Origin of the sequence: Exiguobacterium sp. s75 (genome assembly GCF_018617145.1) — a bacterium.
Taxonomy (GTDB): Bacteria; Bacillota; Bacilli; order Exiguobacteriales; family Exiguobacteriaceae; genus Exiguobacterium; species Exiguobacterium profundum.
The window spans coordinates 829,752-848,914 of sequence record NZ_JACSJQ010000001.1 but is presented as its reverse complement, the minus strand read 5'-3'; the positions used below and the strand labels follow the sequence as shown (position 1 = coordinate 848,914).

The window sequence follows — 19,163 nt, the reverse complement described above, 5'->3', positions numbered from 1 at the left end:
AGGACGAGTCACACGAATGGCCAACACTTGTAGTGCTCATTTAGCTATTTTCTGTGGCGCCTCGTCTTCCAAAGAAATAACCTGATCTATTCTTCGAAACGGTCTAAGCGAAGAAATAAGTTGGTAAACGCTACGTCCACTTCGCACAGAACGCCTCAAACTCGTTAAACATAAAAAAGAATCAAATCGCACATGGCGATTTGATTCATCAACAGCCTGAGACGACTCACGGAGAGTCGTCTTTTTTCGTTTCTTTCACGATGCGAAACTTCGGTTTGACCGATTCGTTGTTGAACGCCTCGAGAACGGTATTCTCGTTGGCCATTCGAATCTGTTGTGGCTCGCCTTTTGCTGTCGTACCGATGCAATACATGTTCGCTTCATAATCCGCAAAGAGCGATTTGTAAGATGTCGAGTGGTGCATCAAGCGACCTGGAGACCCCCAACCGACGATGATCATCCCGCCGCTTGCTTCTACCTCTTGTAACGTCTCTTCGACGTAATGGTAGTTCGTCTCATCGAGTTGAGACTCCACGTATGGAAGGTTGTCATTGATGGCGAGTGTCGGGACGAGACTGATGACCCGCATTTCTCGAATCGGTTGTGACAAATGATTTTGCATCAACATATAAGCACGCTGTGTCGTCGTGCCGGACAAAAAGGCATCGCTCATCCGCGGCGAGTAAATGATGACGGCACAGATGACGCCATCCTCCACATCGGTGAACTCATACGTTCGCATATAGCGTTTCGTTTTATCTTCATTGAAGATTGATTTGACGCGGATGGTTACTTCTTCTACATGCGTGTTCATTTCCATTCCTCACTTTTTCATGTAAGCATCAGCCGAGCGTTTTGAACCACTCGACATATCGAATCGTGTAATAAGCAACTCGTTGACTAAGCGTATTGCGCTCATCAGGCATGAACGTCACGCTTGATTCATAGTTCTCGAAGTACGTCATGACATCATTGACATATTGCTCACTTCGATTGTATTCGAAGATAGCGTTTCGGACGGATGTGACTGAATCTGTCTTTTTTCCACCGTGTTCACTTAAATAATACGCCGCCGTGTGCGCAGAATCAACTAGACTGTGTGGATCAGCTTTTCCATCGCCGTTCCCGTCGCGACCGAGTCCGCCATACTGTTCAATCAAGGCAAGGTCCGTCAAATCCACTTCGTCTTCTGGGACATCGCCTTTTTGGTCATCGGTATCATATTCCCAACCGAGCCAAGTACGGGGCATGAATTGAAAAGGCCCAATCGCGCCGACAGACGAACGCATCGACGAACTGTGTGAGAAGATGGTCTCTACACGGTGAACGGCTGCCAGTAGGCGCCAGTCCACGTCATATGTTTCAGCAGCGTCTTGATAGACGGCCAGATGCGTGTTCGGAACACCGTTCTCTCCATAATAGGTTCGATACAATCCATTGTTCACTTTATCATGTTGACCGAGCCAGCCGACTGCCCCGAGCAAAAGCACGAGCACAATGATGAAACCGGTCAGTCGCAGCATCATACGTTTCAAGATACCGCCTCCTAGCTTTTAGACAATACCCGAATAGTGTAGCATATAGCTAAGAGGAAGGACAGGAGTGGATATGGATGCTCGAACGTTTGATTTTTACAGCCATCATCGGCTACATGCTGATCGTTCAGATCTTTAATGCCAAATTGATTCGTCCCTTGATTGAAACGAGAGGACGGGCATGGGTGTACGAACAAACCGTGAAGTCAGCATGGGGACTGACCTTGTTGATTGTCGCCCTCATCTTTTTATTTCAAGTACCGCCAGTGGAAGTTGGATTGACATTCGCACCAGAAGCGGGGAACGAACAGGCTTGGCAAGTTTTTTACTTGTCATGCATCCTAGTCACCGTGACACTCATCTTTTATCTGTTGGTCAAAACTTCAGCACGTCTCCGACATGTATTACGCCCTTACTATGAGCTCGATTTAGAGAAGTTGCTACTACCCCGGACAAAAGCAGAAGAACAGGCGTGGAACGCCGTCTCGGTCACGGCTGGCGTGACCGAGGAATTCATATTCAGAGGTGTCCTGCTATACACGATTTCCCTCTATATCGAGGTGCCAGATGTGACTCTCGCCCTAATCGGGGGCGCCCTTTTCGGCGTGGCCCACGCCTATCAAGGGATAAAGGGAGTATTTACGACAGGGATTGTTGGATTCGGATTAGGCATCCTCTATTTAGGGATGGGAGTCCTTTGGCCGGTCATGGTGTTACATGTACTTCTAGATTTGATTGCCGGTCCAATCCATGTCGATGCAAAAAGCGAGTGACCGCCTCCTCATAGGCGAGAGCGTCCTTGATCATGCAATCGGTATGTTCTGCCCCATCAATTAACAACAAATCGTTCTTTCGGTTCAAGGCATTCATTTCGACCGACATCCACGTCGGCACGAAATCATCTTTTGAACCATGCACGAATAGGATTGGGGTCGTCGTTTCCGTGACGGCCTTTTTCGGTTGGACTTGTCGCATCGTGAAGCCGGCACGAGACCAAAGGAAATAGTCGATTCCTGGTAAAATGAGTTCGGCTGGGATGTGGTGTAACTCTCTCAGTTGATAACGCATCAATTGTTTCATATCGTCAAACGGACATTCAGCGATGACGAAGTCGACGTCTGTGAGCGGAGTCGTCTGCAAGACGGTGGCCGCTCCCATTGAGACGCCGTGAAGCCCGACTTGATCGACTGTTTCCTCTTTCTTCAACCAGTCCACCCAGTCGATCATATCGACTTTTTCATGGAAACCGTATGAGGCATAAATCCCTTCAGACTCCCCGTGTGAGCGCAAGTCGACGGCAAGCAGGTTGTAGCCGAGTCGATGGAACATGGCGAGGTGAGGGGCCATGAAACTATGTGATGCGGTATATCCATGTACGAACACAATCCACTTTGTTGACCCTTCATTCCGATAGATACGCCCGTAGAGGCGAAAGTCATCACGCGATTGAATCGAGACATGCTCGAACGGTACGTCATGATAAAAGGTGCGATCTTCGTCCGTATATGGAGCGAGTAACATCTCCGGAGTCTTTCGTTTGCCTCGCGTCATTCGTTTGAAGGCATAGTAGCTGATTGCGTAATAACCTGTGAAAAGTGATGCTAATCCAATTTTCCATTTTCGTTGCATTGATACCGACTCCTTTCAACGTTATTGTACCCGAAACGACTCGATACGGTCCTGTTTTCTTACATAAGGGGAGGGCATACGTAACATAAGCAGGTGAATTAAATGAATGACGACACATCGAAAGATTAGGTAGAGAACGGTATGATGAAGTGACAATAGTAGGAGGGTGGGGGCATCTACATGGAGAGGACAGAGATTTATCGAATGATTCAAAGGGTGTTGAGCGACAGAGAGGGAACGCTTGAGCGAGGAGTGACGTTCTCGTGGACGCTTGAAGGTGATGAACGGGTTGTCGGACTCGTATTTGATGTTATACTCGACCGGTATTTTCTATACAACAAAACAAGCCTCCTCACCGAGGTGCAAGAGATTGCGCGTCTAGTCGAGTGTCGACCAGAGGAAATCGTCCGCGCTTTCTCCTGTCTCTCGGGGATTCGACTCGAATCGAATCATATCATCGAACGACTGATGACCATCGAAGAGGCGACCATTTTAGAAAATGGATCAATCCGTGTTGCCATTCGCTTTGGAGGATGGCTCACTCATCAGCTGCATCAAATTGGTTGTGATGCCCTTCTCCCTTGTTGAGCTCGGTCAAGGTACCGTCAATCACGCGAAGGACACGATCACACACATCGAGCATGCGTTCATCATGTGTGATGACGACGACACGTCTTCCTTCCTCATGCGCTTGTTTGGCCAAGAGTTCCATTACAAGACGTCCATTCTCATAATCCAAACTCGCCGTCGGTTCATCTGCCAAAATGAGTTGCGGGGAGTTGATGAGGGCCCTAGCGACGGCCACGCGTTGCTTTTCACCTCCTGACAAGGTCGCCGGGAGATGGTGCAGACGGTGCCCTAAGCCGAGGTCGATCAACAGTTGCTTCGCATCCAACTTTTTCTTCTCTTGAATCAGCTCTAGTTGTTCGAGCACCGTCAAGTAGGGAATGAGGTGGGCCTGTTGAAACACGAACCCAACTTCATGCAGGCGTAACAGACGACGTTGTTCCTCATCTAATTCGAATACGTCTCGCTCGTTCATCAAAAATGCTCCTTGATCCGGTTTTCGCAACAGACCGAGGATGTATAACAACGTACTCTTCCCGCTACCGCTCGGACCGACGATGGCGACGCATTCCCCCGGTGAAACATGTAACTCGATGTCATTCAATACGAGCTGACCGTCAAACTGATGTGATACATGGCTTAACCTCATGATGCTTTCCCTCCTATGATTTCAATTGCGTCGACTTGACGGAGTTTCCATAACGGCAACAACGCACCAAGAACAGATAAGAAGATGAACATGGATCCGAATAGCGCGACATGACCGAAGTCGACGAGAAACGGCAATGATGATGGAATCAACGCATCGACGACGTACATGACCCCGATCGATGTGGCGACTGCCGCCGACACGATGACGATGACCTGAAAGAGCAGTGCCCGTCCGATGATACGTGGGGAGAGGCCGATTGCCTTCAGAATTCCGAGCTCAGGTAACTTTTGAAGCGTGAACAAATAAAAGAACGCGGTCAAAATAAACGTTCCGATCACGAGCAGAAAGGCACGCATCATCGTGAATGTGCTCTGTTCGGCACTATATCCAGGAACCGACTCAATCAAATCTTGTTGACTCATGACGAGCGCATCGGACATCGTGGATTCCGTTCCAATCTCAGCAGATACATATGGACGTTGTTCGGATTGATTCAAATAATCAAACCACGTCTCGTTCGTCGTGTAAATCACCGGTCCATGACTGTAGCGTCCAGGCGCCTCACCGGCGATCGTAAAACGATATTCGGACGCAAAGTCGGTCAACGTGTCACCTGTTCCAAGCTGTTCTGAGAGACTTGGGTCAAACAAGACTTCACCTGTTTCTAGATAAGTACCTGGGCCAATATTACTTCCACTTGGAAGGGCGAATAGCGTGACCTCTTCTTTTTTTCCATCAATCGTGACCGTGAGCTGTCGGACGCTCATCGTTTCGTTTGAAGTATCCGCTTTGACGTCTATAAACGATCGTGTCAATTGACCTTCTGAGTCCGGATCAAGTTGATACGTCGTAGCATTCAATTCGTGCAACGCAGAACCGTTATCATATGCGAGGCCGTCTGCTAGCCCTGTAATGAGTGTCGTCAACATGACAATCAAAAATGTGATCACGAACAACATGGAGAACTTTCTTTTCTGTCTCCACATCTCTTTCCAACCTAACTGCATAAAAAAACCTCCTTCAAGTGCTGATGAAGGAAGTGTACGCAACCAATATGAACAGAATATGAACGACATCAAAAATGTAGATGGATCGTGGTGCCGATTCCAAGGCTAGACTCGATTGTGATGTTTCCGCCATGTAGGTCGATGATATCTGAGGTGATGGCGAGACCGAGACCTGTCCCTTGACTCGTTCGAGCCGTGTCTCCGCGATAGAAGCGGTCGAAGAGGTGCTCTTTTGTCTCGTCATCCATCCCAATCCCTTCATCTGTAACCGAGATGACGACACCCGGATCAACGGTACAGGTGATGTGGATGGTGCCTCCATCACGTGAGGCATGGACGGCGTTCACCAATACGTTGTTCCAAACTTGTGCGAGTAGAACCGGGTCACTCTTCAAGACTACGTCTTGTGGGATGTCAGTAACGACGGCAATCCCTTTTTGATCAAGAATGAATGCGTTCATTTGAATGACTTCGGATACCGATTGAAGCACATTCACGTTCGTCTCGAGAATCGGTGGATTTTCATCCAATCGTGATAAAAGCAGCAGTTGTTTCGTCAATTGGGATAGACGCTTCGTCTCCTGTTCGATGACACGCGCATATTCCTTCGATTCTCCTTTCGTTCCGTCAGCCAATTTTTCTGCATAGCCAACTAGGGAAGTCAACGGAGATTGGAATTCATGGGAGACATTCGAAACGAATCGTCTTTGTCTCGCTTCTGTCCGATTGATCTCGTTCGACATGTGTTGAAATTGTCGTGCCAACGTCCCAATCTCATCTTGACGCTCGACGGGGAGATGTTCCGGAGCTTTACGCATGGCGACGGATGTGGTCGCTTTCGTGAGCGTCTGCAATGGGCGGACCAAGGACCTTGTCGAAATGGCGATCAAGCCAAATGCCAAGAGGGTCACGAGTGCGAAAAATAGACCGACGAACAGATGTAACTCACGGATTTGGGCACTCAAGTCCGGACGGATAAAAATGACGTCTCCGTTTTCAAGTGTAAATCCATATGTGTTCGTCAATTCATTATCGAACAATCCGAGCAAGAAGAGATGAAACGGAAAGTCACGCATTCCCTGATAGGGAGCTCCGTTCCGTACGGACTGAATCACCGCGTCAGATATGGTCTCGTCTCGAAATGCACCGCCAAAGCGTCGACGTTCGTCTGCGGAGTCCACGACGACCAGTTGGTATCCGGTCGCGGCTAAAAAGGTATAGAAGGCATCATAGTCTAAATCGGTATGATTCTCGACATACGACTCCGCCATTTTGGCGACCCGTTCCGTCTTCTCGCTATAGGAAGGTTGCCACCACGTATAATAAGCCACATTGCTGATCAACAGAGAGATGGCTCCGGAAAGAAGTAAAATCAGGAACATCGTGACGATGATTCGCGTGTAGAGTGTCTTCATCCGTTCACCTCGAGTGCGTATCCGACACCTCGTACCGTTCGAATTGTCAGAGCAGGGTGATCGAACCGATTACGAAGTCGCTTGATATGAACATCAACCGTTCGCTCATCCCCCTCGAAATCAAATCCCCACACCAAATCAATTAACTCCTCACGACGATACACTCTTCCCGGAAAAGAGGCGAGTTGAAATAATAGCTCAAACTCTTTTTTAGGAAGATAGAACAGCTGCCCTTCAAGCGTCACCTCGTACTCTCTTAAATCGAGTCGAAGAGGACCGGCTTGAATTTGTGAAGCAGCCGAGCGTTGATAACGCCGCGAGACGGCTTGCAATCGGAACAATAACTCTTCAGGGATGAAAGGTTTGGTTACATAGTCATCTGCCCCATGCTCGAACCCTTGGCGCTTATCCTCCCATTCATCGAGAGCGGTTAGTAGGATGACGGGTATATCAAGAGTCGCCTTGAGTCGTCGACACAACTCACGACCGTCAAGCCCTGGGAGCATGATGTCGACGATTGCGGCATCGATTGGTTGCGTTGTAAAACGTTCTTCGCCTGTGTTCCCATCCATCGCCGTCAATACCTCATGACCCGCATCTTCGAACGTCTCCTTCACAAGGCGTAAAATGGATGGGTCGTCTTCTACGATGAGTATACGCATATCGGTCGTTCCTTTCCAAAATAGGTTCGTCACGAAACGAGGTGACCCATGCGGAGTCACCTCGAGTCGTATCAGCTTTATTGTTTCGTCATCTCTTGATGAAGGGCACGGAGTGCGCGGATGAACGCATCCTTAAAATATTTGTCTTCTTGTGTCTCTAATGTTTGGATGGCCTTTTGGTCACCTTTACTCGCTTTGACGAGAAGATTCACGACTGTTCCCCAGCGTTTCACATGTTCTGGGCGAGGGTGGTTCAACGCGGTCGTCAACGTGAACCAATACGGTTGATCGCGTCGCTGTAACGTGCCGATCATCTGTTTGGCAAGGAGTGCTTCTTCTTCAGAAGGGATTGTTGCCGTGGCGAACCAACCGAGCATCGAGGCGCTCATCGATTCAAGTTCTTGTTTCATTGCAGGTTCGATTGGCATCCGTCCGAAGTCTGTCACGTTGACAAAAACCAGTCGGTCTTTCGGGTCGATATGTGTGATCCATCCTGACACTGACTTCATCTTTTCACGTTCTTTTGACTGGGCTTTACACGTGTAGCCTTGAAGTTTTCCGATGTAGATGCGGAATTGTCCACGGTCGACATGCTTGTCCACTTTGAACTCAATCTCTTGTCCCGCTTGAAACGGTTGATTCCGTTTATTCAACGTCTGACCCTTTTTCAATTCAGGTCGCTTGGAGATATGACGCAGTGCTTCCTGTTCCGTCCGGTCATCCAATGTCCAGAGGTTATGAGGGGTCACGTTTTTGAAGCGATGACGCCGAACGTAGATGTATTGATCAAGTGCGTCGATCGCGTCTGCGGAAGTGGCAGTTCCATTCAAATAGTCATCAGCGATATCACGTAAGGTGAGGGATTCGAGACGATCGATATGTCCTGAATAGGGAACGCTTCCGACAACAAATAACGCGGTCGCAATCAACTCACTTTCTCGAGGGGTCAGCGGTCGTTTGGCCATGGTGCACTTCCTCTCTCTCAATTCATATGATTAGTATAACAAAAACAGTTCGACCGTTGTGAACTCAACTGCGATTTGGAAAAAAATGATGAATGGACAGGATTCCCACCATTTATCTCGAATAATGACTTGTAGAAAATCGGATGAAGGTATGAAAAGTGAGGTGAGGCGATGAAGCTCTCCATTGAACCAGGGGATTATGTTGTATTGATTGAAATCAATAAAGAAGTACTCAAATGTGCCTCCCTCGAGGAAGCCGATCAGGCAGATCGCTTGCGATATGAGCTCGTCGGTCGGATGAGCGAACGCTTGCCGGCAGAAGTCATCGTTCCGTCCATCATCGATTACATCCGCTTCGGAAGCGGATATATCGGAGATCGTATCGTCTGGGACGCCGAAACCGAGTCTTTTTTTTGCCAGCAGTTTGAGACCATTGACGGCTCCCCGCTCGGAGAGGACTTAGAAGGATTTCGTCCCGACCCAAGCCGGGTGGAACTGGCGCGCTACTATACGTACTTGACGATTGGACGGATTGTCGAGTTTGATATGTTACATCCGGATGAGCCAAGCTATTGGTGAATTTGTCGACAACTTTTCATTCAAAAAAAGGGAAATCTAATCCAAAGTTTGAGATAATGGAGTCACTTTATCAGTTTGGAATGGAGCGGAAGGAATGAAAAAGATTGCCCTTTTGACAGCGATTGCCCTTTTACTGCCGGTGGGAGTAGATGCTGCAAAGCCAGTCATCCTTAAGAAACATGGCTACGTCGTCTCAGAACCACAAGTCACGAGTCAATATTATGTGAAGCAAATCGGTACGGATTTGGCCTGGAGTAAGACGAGAGGCGCAAGTGATATCGTTGTGGCGCTGATTGACTCGTCAGCTGACCGGAACCATACGGATTTGAAGAACGTTCCTCGTGTCGTCAATTCCATGAAAGGTCCGTATACTGCGGATATTCACGGTACGCATACCGCCGGAATCATGGCCGGGAAACATAACCGCTTTGGGATTGCAGGACTCGCGCCGAACGTCCGCTACCACTTCTATAATGTGTTTTACGGGGTGAATAAAGATAAAACGGACTCTTGGACGGTCGCTAATGCCGTGGATACGGCTGTGGCGAAAGGGGCGAACATCATCAACCTCTCGCTTGGTGGGGATGATTATGATAGTCGTTTGGCCGCATCAATCAAACGGGCAAGGGCAAAAGGGGTCATTATCGTCGCATCATCTGGAAATGATCGAAAACAGACGATTAACTTTCCCGCGAACATGAAAGAAGTAATCGCGGTCGGTGCAATTGATTCTAGACATCGTCTCGCGAGCTTTAGCAATATGGACGATCGCGTCAAAATCGTGGCGCCAGGTGTGAACATCCTCTCGCTCGGGGTCAACAACCGCTTTATCTATATGGATGGGACGTCGATGGCGGCACCGATGGTCACGGCGAGTCTCGCGCTCGTCAAATCGATCAACCCTTATTTGACACCGGGTGAGATCGACCAGTTAATTGCGAAGATGCCTCGAGCGTCCGGCAAGTCCTATACGGAATTGAATACAATGAAACTATTAGAAGCGACGGCTCGCCCGATTCATATCTCTGCCCCTTCGGTGTGGAAGAGCCGATACGTGAATGATGTCAAGTTGAGTGTCATGAACCATTCGAACTTGAAATCTTCGTTCACACTGTATCAAGGGAACAAGAAAATTAAGACACTTACTCCAAATCGGTCGTTCACGATGTATTCGAGTGGGGATTGGCTACCGAGCGGACAATACCGCATCGTCGGTCAAGTAACGGACGGAAAACATAAGCGCTACACGAGCCGAACGATCGATTATGTCAACACATTGAAGACGGCAGTTTCTGTGAAGGTGTCGGAGGAAGGGACATTCACGATTCATACGACACGAAAAGGGACGGTCACGGTACTTGATTCAAATGGGAAGGTCTTATACGAAGCGCTCCACATCGCTGGGACATTCCCGGTAAGAGGGGAGACGGCGGAAAAGTTGACCGTCATTCTGAAGCCGACGGACCTTCGCGAAAAAGTGGTGACGACATCTTATGAGCCACCAATCATTGAAGACGAGCCTCCGGTCACAGAGACTTTATAAGACAAAAAGCCGCCTACTCCTAACGGAGAGACGGCTTCTTCTATTTAATCGATGGTGATGGCTTCTCCACACCAACGGATACTCGCTTCTAATACGTTACCTTGGTCATCAATATGCTCGAAACTGAGTTTCCCATCTCGGATGATTTCGCAAAGGCCGACTCGGATGCGGTCGCTCCAAGCACGACGCGTCTCATGTGTTTCATCGAATACTGGAATGGCATCCGGGAAACGCTCCTCGAGGTGTGCTAAATTGTGATGGTCAAAATGATAAGGTCGTTTCGAGAGTTCGTTCGGTGCCTTGATATCGAACGGTTCAAACCCTCGGACGAGACGATTATTTCGGTAGAAGGCGAACACGCCGTTGTTCGGGTGGAGCACTTTAATGTCATCGATTTCTATTACATAAGTCAGACGTTGAATCCAACCGTTTTTTGCATCCTGATGCATCAAAATCCCTCCTTATTCAATGAACACGCCTTATTTTAGCGCTGACTGAACGTAAAATCAAGTTTCAAATTTAAGTTGTCAACCGTTCAAATTTCAGCTACAATGGTTGAAGTGACTATGAGGTCTGGACAATCGCGGGACGCAAGTCTTGAGGAAAGTCCATGCTCGCACAGCCTGTGATGGCTGTAGTGATCGTGCTACACGAAACGATAAGTGTAGGCAACGCAAGTTGACGGCAGAAGAAACACCTAAGTCCTCGGATATGGTGTACGCTTCTTGAAAGTGCCACAGTGACGGAGTCTGATCGGAAACGTTCAGAGTGGAACGAGGTAAACCCCACGAGCGAGAAACCCAAACTATGGTAGGGGAACTTCCAGACCGGAATCGAACGGGACGGAGGGCGCCGATGTGCGCAGATAGATGATTGTCACTCCATCGTGCCAGGGAGACCGTTATGAGCACCGGAGTACAGAACATGGCTTACAGGACAACATAGTCTCAACTGACAACGACAAGGAGTTCAAGCACATATACTTGAGCTCCTTTTTTCATGATTTTTTTACAACTTACAAAATGACTGAAAGATATTTATGTAGAAGGAAGGCGATTTAGATGGCAAAACGTAAACTGATTGCGACGGCAGCGATGGGAATCGAGGCACTTGTGGCAAAAGAAGTAAGGGATTTAGGATACACGTGCGAAGTCGAGAACGGACGGATTTATATCGACGCGGAAATAGAAGACATCCCACGTCTGAACATGTGGTTGCGGACAGCAGACCGGGTCAAACTCGTCGTTGCCGAGTTCAAGGCGACAACGTTTACAGAATTGTTTGACGGGGTCGTAGCGTTACCATGGACCAACCTCATGCCGTGGGACGCGGCGTTCACGGTCGACGGACGCTCGGTCAAATCGAAGCTGTTCTCGATTCGTGACTGTCAGAAGATTACGGAGAAGGCGATTGTTGAAGCGATGCAACGCGGCTATCGTAAAGAGGGAGAATGGTTGCCGAAGTCAGGCGCGAAATTCCCAATCGAAGTCGCCCTATTGAAAGATGTGGCGACCATCACGATCGACACGTCCGGTCCGCTCCATCGTCGTGGCTACCGTGAGCTTCATTCGCAAGCTCCACTCAAAGAGACGATGGCAGCGGCGATGATTCAATTGACAAACTGGCGTCCGGACATGCCGTTTTATGACGTATTTACAGGTTCAGGGACGCTCGCCATCGAGGCGGCGATGATTGGACGAAATATCGCGCCGGGTATCAACCGTGATTACTTCGCTCAAGATTGGACATGCATCCCAAAAAAAGCTTGGTATGCGGCAATTAATGAAGCGAATGAGAAGGCGGAGTGGGATAAACCGCTAAAAATCTATGGAATCGACCTCGATCCGCGGATGGTCAAACTCGCAAAAGACAATGCGGAACTCGCTGACGTCCGCGATGCGATCACGTTCGTCCATAGTGACGCAGCCGCACTGAAGCCGAAAGAAGAGTACGGAGTCATCATCGGTAACCCTCCGTATGGGGAACGACTTCAGTCAGAAGAAGAGATCATCGACTTGTATGAGCGAATCGGAGAACAATATTCGAAATACCCTGGTTACAGCGTCTACATGTTGACGAGTTATGAAGACTTCGAGAAGGCATACGGACGCCCTGCGACGAAGCGTCGGAAGTTGTACAACGGAAATATCGAAACGCAATATTATCAATACTTCGGAAAGCGCCGTCCACGTCCGGACCGTGACGAGAAACCGAAATCAGAATAATGAATCCATGACCGTTCAACTGAGCGGTCATTTTCTATTTTATTAGAGCAAACTCACTTGTTTCATCATCCGTCTAACAGGTTATACATAACATATGTATAATTAGAGGGGGACAGATGATGGAAAAGTATACCGTCGAATATCAGTTACATGCGAAAGAACAAAACACTCGGACGGTCGAGGTGGAAATGGATCGTGTGCCGGACTTAAATAATCAAGAAGAACTACATGCGGCTTATCAGATTGTATCTGACGCGATTCGTGAACCGATCACAAGTTTTGAGATTGTATCTATTACGTGAGCCCGAGGCAGTCGCTTCGGGCTTTCTACATAATATTGGAGGAGTGAGTAGATGAATATTTTGGTAGTAGGCATAGGTGACGTGGCAAAAAAAGCGTATCTGCCAGTATATGCCGGATTAAAGGACGTCGATGTGTATCTTGTCTCTAGAGATGAACAAAAGTTACACGAAGTCATCTCGACCTATCGTTTTAAAGGAGGATATACGGAGCTCGACGCCGTGCCGATGGCAGAAATCGATGCCGTCATGATTCATTCGACGACAGCTGTCCACTATGAGCAAGCCGAGTATTGTCTGCGGCAAAGGAAGCATGTCTTCATCGACAAACCGATCACGTTCACTCTTGAAGAAACGGAGCGACTCGTCGCACTCGCTAACGAGAAAGGTGTACATCTCGTCACGGGCTTCAATCGCCGATTTGCGACGGCCACGCAGGCACTCAAACAAATCGAAGAAAAAAATATGGTCTTCATTCAAAAGAACAGAACGTATAAACCGGCAACGCTCCGTGAATTTGTGATCGAAGATTTCGTGCATGTCGTCGATACGCTCCGTTATTTGACCGATCTTCAGCCTGTCGAGCGGTTGCGCGTGATACCACGATTTGAAGGGGATGTGCTGAAACAAGTGATAATTCATTTCATGGCAGGGGGAATCGAAGCAATCGGTTGGATGAACCGAGACAACGGTTGTACCGAAGAAGTGATGGAGGTCATGTCACCGACCGTGAAGCGGGTCACACGCGATGTGGAGCGGATTACAGACTATGGACGAGACGGTGTGAAGGAATGGTCGCTCGACCCGTGGGAGTCCAATTTAAAGCGTCGAGGCTTTATCGACCTTGTGGAAGACTTCTTACGTTTACTTCGTGGGGAACCGAACGCCTCCGTTGTCGCGGAAGACAGTCTCGAGACACATCGTCTCTGTGAAGAGATTCTAAAGGAAGTGCGGTGAACATACTGTTTCCGTCATATTCAGACCGGGTAAAAACTCGATAAAAGGAGGCGATTTCGTTGGATATTCGTGAACTGATTATGCAAATCAATGACTATTTATGGTCGTACCTTCTCATCTTCGTATTGATTGCAGGAGGTCTTTATTTTACGATTCGGATGGGGTTCGTTCAATTTCGAATGTTACCGGAAATGTTTAAACTTTTATTCGTGAAAGGAATCAAGCATGAGAAAGGACAGGTCTCATCTTTCCAAGCATTCGCCATCGGAACGGCGGCACGAGTCGGTACGGGGAACATCGCCGGCGTATCGACGGCTATCGCTTTAGGCGGACCTGGCGCCGTATTTTGGATGTGGCTCATTGCACTGATTGGAGCGGCGTCGGCATTCGTTGAAAGTACGCTCGCCCAGGTGTATAAAGTGCATGACGGCAAGGCGTGGCGTGGTGGTCCGGCATACTATATTGAGCGCGCTCTCGGTGCACGCTGGTTAGGCATCGTATTTGCCATTTTGATTACGTTCGCCTTCGGTTTTGCCTTCAACTCCGTCCAGGCAAATACAATCGCACTCTCCGTTAATAACGTATTTGAGATCGATACGGTCTGGGTCGGCATCATCTTATCCGTTGTCACCGCTATCGTCATCTTCGGTGGGATTCGTTCCATCTCGACCTTATCGGGAATCATTGTACCAATCATGGCGGGCGGTTATATCTTACTAGCCATTTGGGTCGTCCTTACGAATCTTGATGTCGTGCCACAAGTGTTCTCGGCCATCTTCTCTGAAGGTGTCCTCGGTTTCCAACAGTTGTTCGGTGGAGCGGTCGGTGCAGCTGTCCTCCAAGGTATTCGACGAGGCCTGTTCTCGAACGAGGCAGGGATGGGGTCTGCACCGAACGCCGCAGCTACCGCTGAGGTGAGTCACCCGGTCAAACAAGGATTGATTCAATCGCTTAGTGTATTTGTGGACACATTGTTCATCTGTACCGCAACGGCGATGATTGTCCTTATCTCAGGTGTCGAAGGCTCTGAAGCATTCCAAGGGATCGAGCTTGCCCAAGAGGCGCTTCTCGTCGAAATTGGACCGATTGCGACGACGCTCATGACAATCGCCATCTTACTCTTTGCCTTCAGTTCGATTTTGGCCAATTATTATTATGGGGAGACGAACATCGAGTTCATTTCTGAGAAGAAGCGGTATTTGATTATCTATCGGATTGCCGTTGTCGGGATGGTCATGTTCGGGTCAGTACGATCGGCGGGACTCGTCTGGTCGATTGCCGACATCTTTATGGGGCTGATGGCACTCGTCAACATGTATGCGATCTTCCGATTGAGTAAAGTCGCCAAGACGCTCCTCGATGACTATATGGTTCAAAAGAAAGAAGGAAGAGACCCGGAATTCTTTAAAGATGGTGTCGATCTTCCTGGTAAAGAGCACATCGAAGCGTGGGAAACGAAAATAGAAGAAATCAGTTAAAGATCATCATTGGGACGCCCCTGGCATCAGGGGTTTCCTCTTCATTTCAAATTATTTATTTCAAATACCGCTATTATTTTATTAAAAGAAAGTAGAGAGTATCGATGAAACAAGTATTTTTGACAGTCGTCAAGCGATTTTTTACGGAACGATTTTTTGATCAAGCGGCCATGTTGGCCTATTATTTCATTCTATCCACGTTCCCGTTCCTATTATTCGTATTAGGGATTGTCGGATTTTTGCCGTTTACGAGTGGCGATGTGATTCAAGCGTTATCACTCATCATGCCTGAAGCCAGTTACAAGCTATTAGAAGGGAACATTGAAGCCGTATTCGACAACTCCAAATTGAAATTGGCATCATTCAGTATCTTACCAGCACTCTGGATCTCATCTATGGCCGTACAATCTCTCGTGCGAGCATTGAACGATGCCTACCGGGCTGTTCGTAATAAAGCCTTTTGGAGGGGCGTCTTACAGGATATCGCCATCACCTTGGCGCTCATGTTTGTGTTGCCATTTTCATTGCTTGTCCCTGTGATTGAGACGGCACTTCGAGAAATCTCTTCATACGTGTTGTTCATCGATGAGATTGTCACGACATATGCGCAGATTTGGTTTTACTTCAGATGGATCATCGGAACAGGTCTTCTATTCACTGTATTCGTATTTGTATATAAGTGGTTGCCAAGTGTGTCCGGAACATTTAAAAATAGTTGGGCCGGAGCCGCTTTTGCAACAGTAGGGATTCTGCTTGTCTCGAACGTGTTTAGTTACTATTCACAATTTGCAAACTATGAACAGTTTTATGGTCAACTCGGTGCGTTCATCGTCTTATTGATTTGGTTTTATCTCGCTGCCTCTGTCATCTTGCTTGGTGGGCTGTTGAATGCGACGTTAATCGAGAGGAAAGAAAAACTTCGTTAGACGTGTAATTGCTAGTTATCATTCGAAAGAATAGGGAATGGTATCGTAAGGTCACATCATCAAAGCGGAGGTGGGAAACATGGATATGCAACGGCTCGTACACAATCGTCGTTTCATCGATCAATCATTGTTTTACCTCGCCTTACATCTATGGAAATGGATCCTACTGTTACCTGTCTTGTTCTATTTAGACGTCTCGTTCCGCCATTCGCCATTCTCTGAGTACTTGATTGTCAGTATCATCTTGTATCTCATGTTTCGTGTAATTCAGTATGTGATAGCCAGTCGGGCATCTCTCATGGAATTAGTAGAGTTCGGTTACGGATTGCTATCACTTGTTCTCGTCTTCTCGTTCATGATGGAAATCGGCGCGCCACCGATCGCTGTCGCGATAGTTGGAGCTGCATACTTGAGCCATCCGATGCTTTCTCTACATCACTATCAAAACTTTTCAGAGCGCAAATGGTTAAACAAACAGTTTCAATTATTTAGCCCGATGCTTCGACAAGGTGAGGTACCGGTTCATGTCCTCGTGTTGACGGAAGATGAAATTGTGATTACTGTAGAAAGTGGAAAAGAGTTTACGTACCGTCATATTTACTGGGGCGGTTTTTATGTAGAAAATCCTTCCTAAAAGGTGGTTACTCAGTTGTTTAGTGGATTTGATAATGTGATTGTCATCGTATTCTGGATTGCAACATTCATCGCTTTCTTTAAAGGCGCCTATGATATGTGGCGTGAATACCGAACGTCGAAAGAAAAATCAGTATTGTACTTCTTAATCGTACTGATTCTCACATGGTTTTGGTTCAATCCATACGAATTGGTCGCATTGCATCCGTTCGTACTAATGGCGTACTATTGGAACCGAAATCGGTGGATGCGAAACGCAATGTTCGTGTTGGTTCTCGTACCGTTTGTGATTCGTGTCTGGTTAATCGCAGCATCGATGTAAAACAAAAAACTCGGTCCCTTTATAGGGAACCGAGTTTTTGTGTGAATCGTTACTCTTTCTTCGCAGCTGCCAATTCAGCTTCCATTTCACCGAATTCACGGTTAATACGTTTTTGTTCTTTCTGGCTAGTAAAGTTACTGACAAGCACGATTGCCAACATACTCAAGAAGAAGCCAGGTACCATTTCATAAAGGACTGTCGAAAGTCCAGTGACGATCCAGAGAATGACGGTAATGGCTCCGACGAGGATACCAGCGAGGGCACCTTGACGCGTCATCTTGCTCCAGTAAAGTGACAAGAGGATTGCTGGTCCAAATGCAGAACCGAATCCAGCCCATGCATATCCGACGAGTGTAAGGATTGTACTTGATGGGTTGAGTGACATGAGCGTCGCTACAACTCCTACTAGCAAGACACCAACACGTCCGGCAAGGACCATCGTCTTCTCACTTGCATCTTTGTTGAAGAATTTACGATAGAAGTCTTCTGTCAATGCAGATGATGTGACGAGCAATTGCGACGATACCGTCGACATGACCGCAGCAAGGATGGCTGCCAATAAGAAACCAGTGATGAACGGGTGGAACAAGACTTCAGAGAATTGAATGAAGACTGTTTCCGGGTCCCCGAGTGGATTTCCTTGTCCTCGGAAATAAGCGATTCCGACGAACCCTGTCATGACGGCACCGATGATAGATACTGTCATCCAGCTCATCCCGATACGACGAGCCGTTTTCAATGATTTCACATCACGGATTGCCATAAAGCGAACAATGATGTGTGGCTGACCGAAGTAACCAAGTCCCCAAGCGAGGAGACCGATAATCCCGAGAGTCGTCGTCCCTTTAAAGAGGTCGAACAAATCGGCATTGATTGTCGTTGCAGAGTTGACAGCAGTGTCTACTCCACCGATATCTGTTAAAGCGACAAATGGTACGAGCACGAGCGCCAAGAACATGATGACACCTTGTGCGAAGTCCGTCCAACTAACTGCCGTGAATCCACCGAAGAGGGTGTATAAGATGACGACACTAATTGTGACAATGACACCTGTCTGATAATTTAATCCGAATGAGCTTTCAAACAACTTCCCGCCGGATACAAGCCCAGCTGACGTGTAGAACGTGAAGAAGATGATGATGACGGATGCAGAAAGGATCCGTAGCCAGTTCGAGTGATCTCGGAACCGATTCTCTAAGAAATCTGGAATCGTAATCGAATCGTTCGCCATCTCTGTGAAGACGCGAAGTCGTGGAGCAACTAACAAGTAGTTCAAGTAAGCTCCGATGACCAATCCAACGGCTAACCAAATTGCTGATAGTCCAGTTGCATACATTGCACCCGGTAGTCCCATTAACATCCAACCACTCATATCCGAAGCTCCGGCTGACATGGCTGTAACACCTGGCCCCATTTTACGGCCACCTAACATATAATCTGATGAATCGGTCGTTCGTTTATAAGCAACGTATCCGATAAGAAGCATCATCACGAGATAAAGCGCGATGGATACCCATTCTTGCCATAACATTGAATTACCTCCTATTAAGTTAAAAGATCTATTTAATCAACTCGTTCGCGATTGTGTGAAGACATCACACAGTTAAAAACAAAAGTTGAAAATGCGAACTTGTGCTTTACCTTACAGAACCTTTGAAATGATTGCAAACTGACTCTTTTTCATAAAATCGGCTCTAAAGCCCATTATACCAACGGATGAAGGCTAAAATTTTCAAATAAAAAGTTTAAATATTATGAATATTTGAAAT

The 19,163-nt window shown here is 47.6% G+C and carries 21 protein-coding genes and 1 other RNA gene; 12 read left to right on the top strand and 10 right to left on the bottom strand.

Annotated features, from left to right (window positions below):
- Positions 1 to 226: 226 nt before the first annotated feature.
- Both KNO68_RS04375 and KNO68_RS04370 read right to left on the bottom strand, forming a co-directional pair.
- Positions 227 to 814: a DUF1643 domain-containing protein gene (locus tag KNO68_RS04375; protein WP_215112133.1), complete on the bottom strand. Its 588-nt coding sequence runs from the start codon at positions 812 to 814 to the stop codon at positions 227 to 229.
- A gap of 28 nt (positions 815 to 842) precedes the next feature.
- Complete coding sequence (locus KNO68_RS04370; protein WP_251024917.1) at positions 843 to 1,526, bottom strand: lytic transglycosylase domain-containing protein; 684 nt, start codon at positions 1,524 to 1,526, stop codon at positions 843 to 845.
- Between the two features lie 86 nt (positions 1,527 to 1,612).
- Between KNO68_RS04370 and KNO68_RS04365 the strand changes: the two genes are divergently transcribed.
- Positions 1,613 to 2,308: a CPBP family intramembrane glutamic endopeptidase gene (locus KNO68_RS04365; protein WP_215112130.1), complete on the top strand. Its 696-nt coding sequence runs from the start codon at positions 1,613 to 1,615 to the stop codon at positions 2,306 to 2,308.
- On the opposite strand, the gene KNO68_RS04360 is transcribed toward KNO68_RS04365, so the two are convergent.
- Positions 2,241 to 3,164: an alpha/beta hydrolase gene (locus KNO68_RS04360; RefSeq protein WP_214872609.1), complete on the bottom strand. Its 924-nt coding sequence runs from the start codon at positions 3,162 to 3,164 to the stop codon at positions 2,241 to 2,243. The genes KNO68_RS04365 and KNO68_RS04360 overlap by 68 nt on opposite strands.
- Positions 3,165 to 3,344: 180 nt before the next feature.
- Here KNO68_RS04360 and KNO68_RS04355 point away from each other — a divergent pair, with 180 nt between their 5' ends.
- Positions 3,345 to 3,752, top strand: coding sequence for a hypothetical protein (locus KNO68_RS04355; protein WP_215112128.1), 408 nt, complete (start codon positions 3,345 to 3,347; stop codon positions 3,750 to 3,752).
- On the opposite strand, the gene KNO68_RS04350 is transcribed toward KNO68_RS04355, so the two are convergent.
- The 5 genes from KNO68_RS04350 to KNO68_RS04330 form a co-directional block, all read right to left on the bottom strand.
- Positions 3,703 to 4,380: an ABC transporter ATP-binding protein gene (locus KNO68_RS04350; RefSeq protein ID WP_078146965.1), complete on the bottom strand. Its 678-nt coding sequence runs from the start codon at positions 4,378 to 4,380 to the stop codon at positions 3,703 to 3,705. The two genes, KNO68_RS04355 and KNO68_RS04350, sit on opposite strands and share 50 nt — an antisense overlap.
- Complete coding sequence (locus KNO68_RS04345; RefSeq protein WP_215112127.1) at positions 4,377 to 5,390, bottom strand: ABC transporter permease; 1,014 nt, start codon at positions 5,388 to 5,390, stop codon at positions 4,377 to 4,379. The genes KNO68_RS04350 and KNO68_RS04345 overlap by 4 nt, the downstream gene beginning before the upstream one ends.
- Before the next feature lie 68 nt (positions 5,391 to 5,458).
- Positions 5,459 to 6,805: a sensor histidine kinase gene (locus KNO68_RS04340; protein WP_078146963.1), complete on the bottom strand. Its 1,347-nt coding sequence runs from the start codon at positions 6,803 to 6,805 to the stop codon at positions 5,459 to 5,461.
- Complete coding sequence (locus KNO68_RS04335; RefSeq protein WP_215112126.1) at positions 6,802 to 7,467, bottom strand: response regulator transcription factor; 666 nt, start codon at positions 7,465 to 7,467, stop codon at positions 6,802 to 6,804. Before KNO68_RS04335 ends, KNO68_RS04340 begins: the two co-directional genes overlap by 4 nt.
- A gap of 77 nt (positions 7,468 to 7,544) precedes the next feature.
- Positions 7,545 to 8,432: a hypothetical protein gene (locus tag KNO68_RS04330; protein ID WP_215112125.1), complete on the bottom strand. Its 888-nt coding sequence runs from the start codon at positions 8,430 to 8,432 to the stop codon at positions 7,545 to 7,547.
- 171 nt (positions 8,433 to 8,603) lie between these two features.
- Here KNO68_RS04330 and KNO68_RS04325 point away from each other — a divergent pair, with 171 nt between their 5' ends.
- Together KNO68_RS04325 and KNO68_RS04320 are read left to right on the top strand one after the other, a co-directional pair.
- Positions 8,604 to 9,011, top strand: coding sequence for a hypothetical protein (locus KNO68_RS04325; protein ID WP_012726374.1), 408 nt, complete (start codon positions 8,604 to 8,606; stop codon positions 9,009 to 9,011).
- 94 nt (positions 9,012 to 9,105) lie between these two features.
- Positions 9,106 to 10,554, top strand: coding sequence for a S8 family peptidase (locus tag KNO68_RS04320; RefSeq protein ID WP_215112124.1), 1,449 nt, complete (start codon positions 9,106 to 9,108; stop codon positions 10,552 to 10,554).
- A gap of 44 nt (positions 10,555 to 10,598) precedes the next feature.
- Here the strand turns inward: KNO68_RS04320 and KNO68_RS04315 are convergent, their stop codons facing one another.
- Entirely contained in the window at positions 10,599 to 11,003 is a 405-nt protein-coding gene (locus tag KNO68_RS04315; protein WP_078146958.1) for a hypothetical protein, read from the bottom strand.
- Positions 11,004 to 11,123: 120 nt separating this feature from the next.
- On the opposite strand from KNO68_RS04315, the gene rnpB reads away from it, so the two are divergent.
- The 8 genes from rnpB (at position 11,124) to KNO68_RS04275 (ending at position 17,394) form a co-directional block, all read left to right on the top strand.
- Positions 11,124 to 11,491: RNase P RNA component class B (gene rnpB, locus KNO68_RS04310), an RNA gene on the top strand.
- Positions 11,492 to 11,615: 124 nt separating this feature from the next.
- On the top strand, positions 11,616 to 12,779 hold the full coding sequence (locus KNO68_RS04305) for a THUMP domain-containing class I SAM-dependent RNA methyltransferase (protein ID WP_215112123.1): 1,164 nt from the start codon (positions 11,616 to 11,618) through the stop codon (positions 12,777 to 12,779).
- Positions 12,780 to 12,898: 119 nt separating this feature from the next.
- On the top strand, positions 12,899 to 13,081 hold the full coding sequence (locus tag KNO68_RS04300; RefSeq protein ID WP_148209436.1) for a hypothetical protein: 183 nt from the start codon (positions 12,899 to 12,901) through the stop codon (positions 13,079 to 13,081).
- A gap of 51 nt (positions 13,082 to 13,132) precedes the next feature.
- Positions 13,133 to 14,035 (top strand): Gfo/Idh/MocA family protein, encoded by a 903-nt coding sequence (locus KNO68_RS04295; RefSeq protein WP_215112122.1) that lies wholly within the window; start codon positions 13,133 to 13,135, stop codon positions 14,033 to 14,035.
- A 59-nt stretch (positions 14,036 to 14,094) separates the two neighbouring features.
- On the top strand, positions 14,095 to 15,513 hold the full coding sequence (locus KNO68_RS04290) for an alanine/glycine:cation symporter family protein (protein WP_215112121.1): 1,419 nt from the start codon (positions 14,095 to 14,097) through the stop codon (positions 15,511 to 15,513).
- 104 nt (positions 15,514 to 15,617) lie between these two features.
- Positions 15,618 to 16,439 carry a YihY/virulence factor BrkB family protein gene (locus KNO68_RS04285; protein ID WP_214684210.1) on the top strand — a complete coding sequence of 274 codons (822 nt, stop codon included), beginning with the start codon at positions 15,618 to 15,620 and terminating at the stop codon, positions 16,437 to 16,439.
- A gap of 79 nt (positions 16,440 to 16,518) precedes the next feature.
- Positions 16,519 to 17,073, top strand: a complete 555-nt coding sequence (locus tag KNO68_RS04280) for a hypothetical protein (RefSeq protein ID WP_012726366.1) — start codon at positions 16,519 to 16,521, stop codon at positions 17,071 to 17,073.
- A gap of 15 nt (positions 17,074 to 17,088) precedes the next feature.
- Positions 17,089 to 17,394 (top strand): hypothetical protein, encoded by a 306-nt coding sequence (locus KNO68_RS04275; RefSeq protein WP_078146956.1) that lies wholly within the window; start codon positions 17,089 to 17,091, stop codon positions 17,392 to 17,394.
- 49 nt (positions 17,395 to 17,443) lie between these two features.
- Here the strand turns inward: KNO68_RS04275 and putP are convergent, their stop codons facing one another.
- Positions 17,444 to 18,925, bottom strand: a complete 1,482-nt coding sequence (putP, locus tag KNO68_RS04270) for a sodium/proline symporter PutP (RefSeq protein ID WP_078146955.1) — start codon at positions 18,923 to 18,925, stop codon at positions 17,444 to 17,446.
- Positions 18,926 to 19,163: the final 238 nt, after the last annotated feature.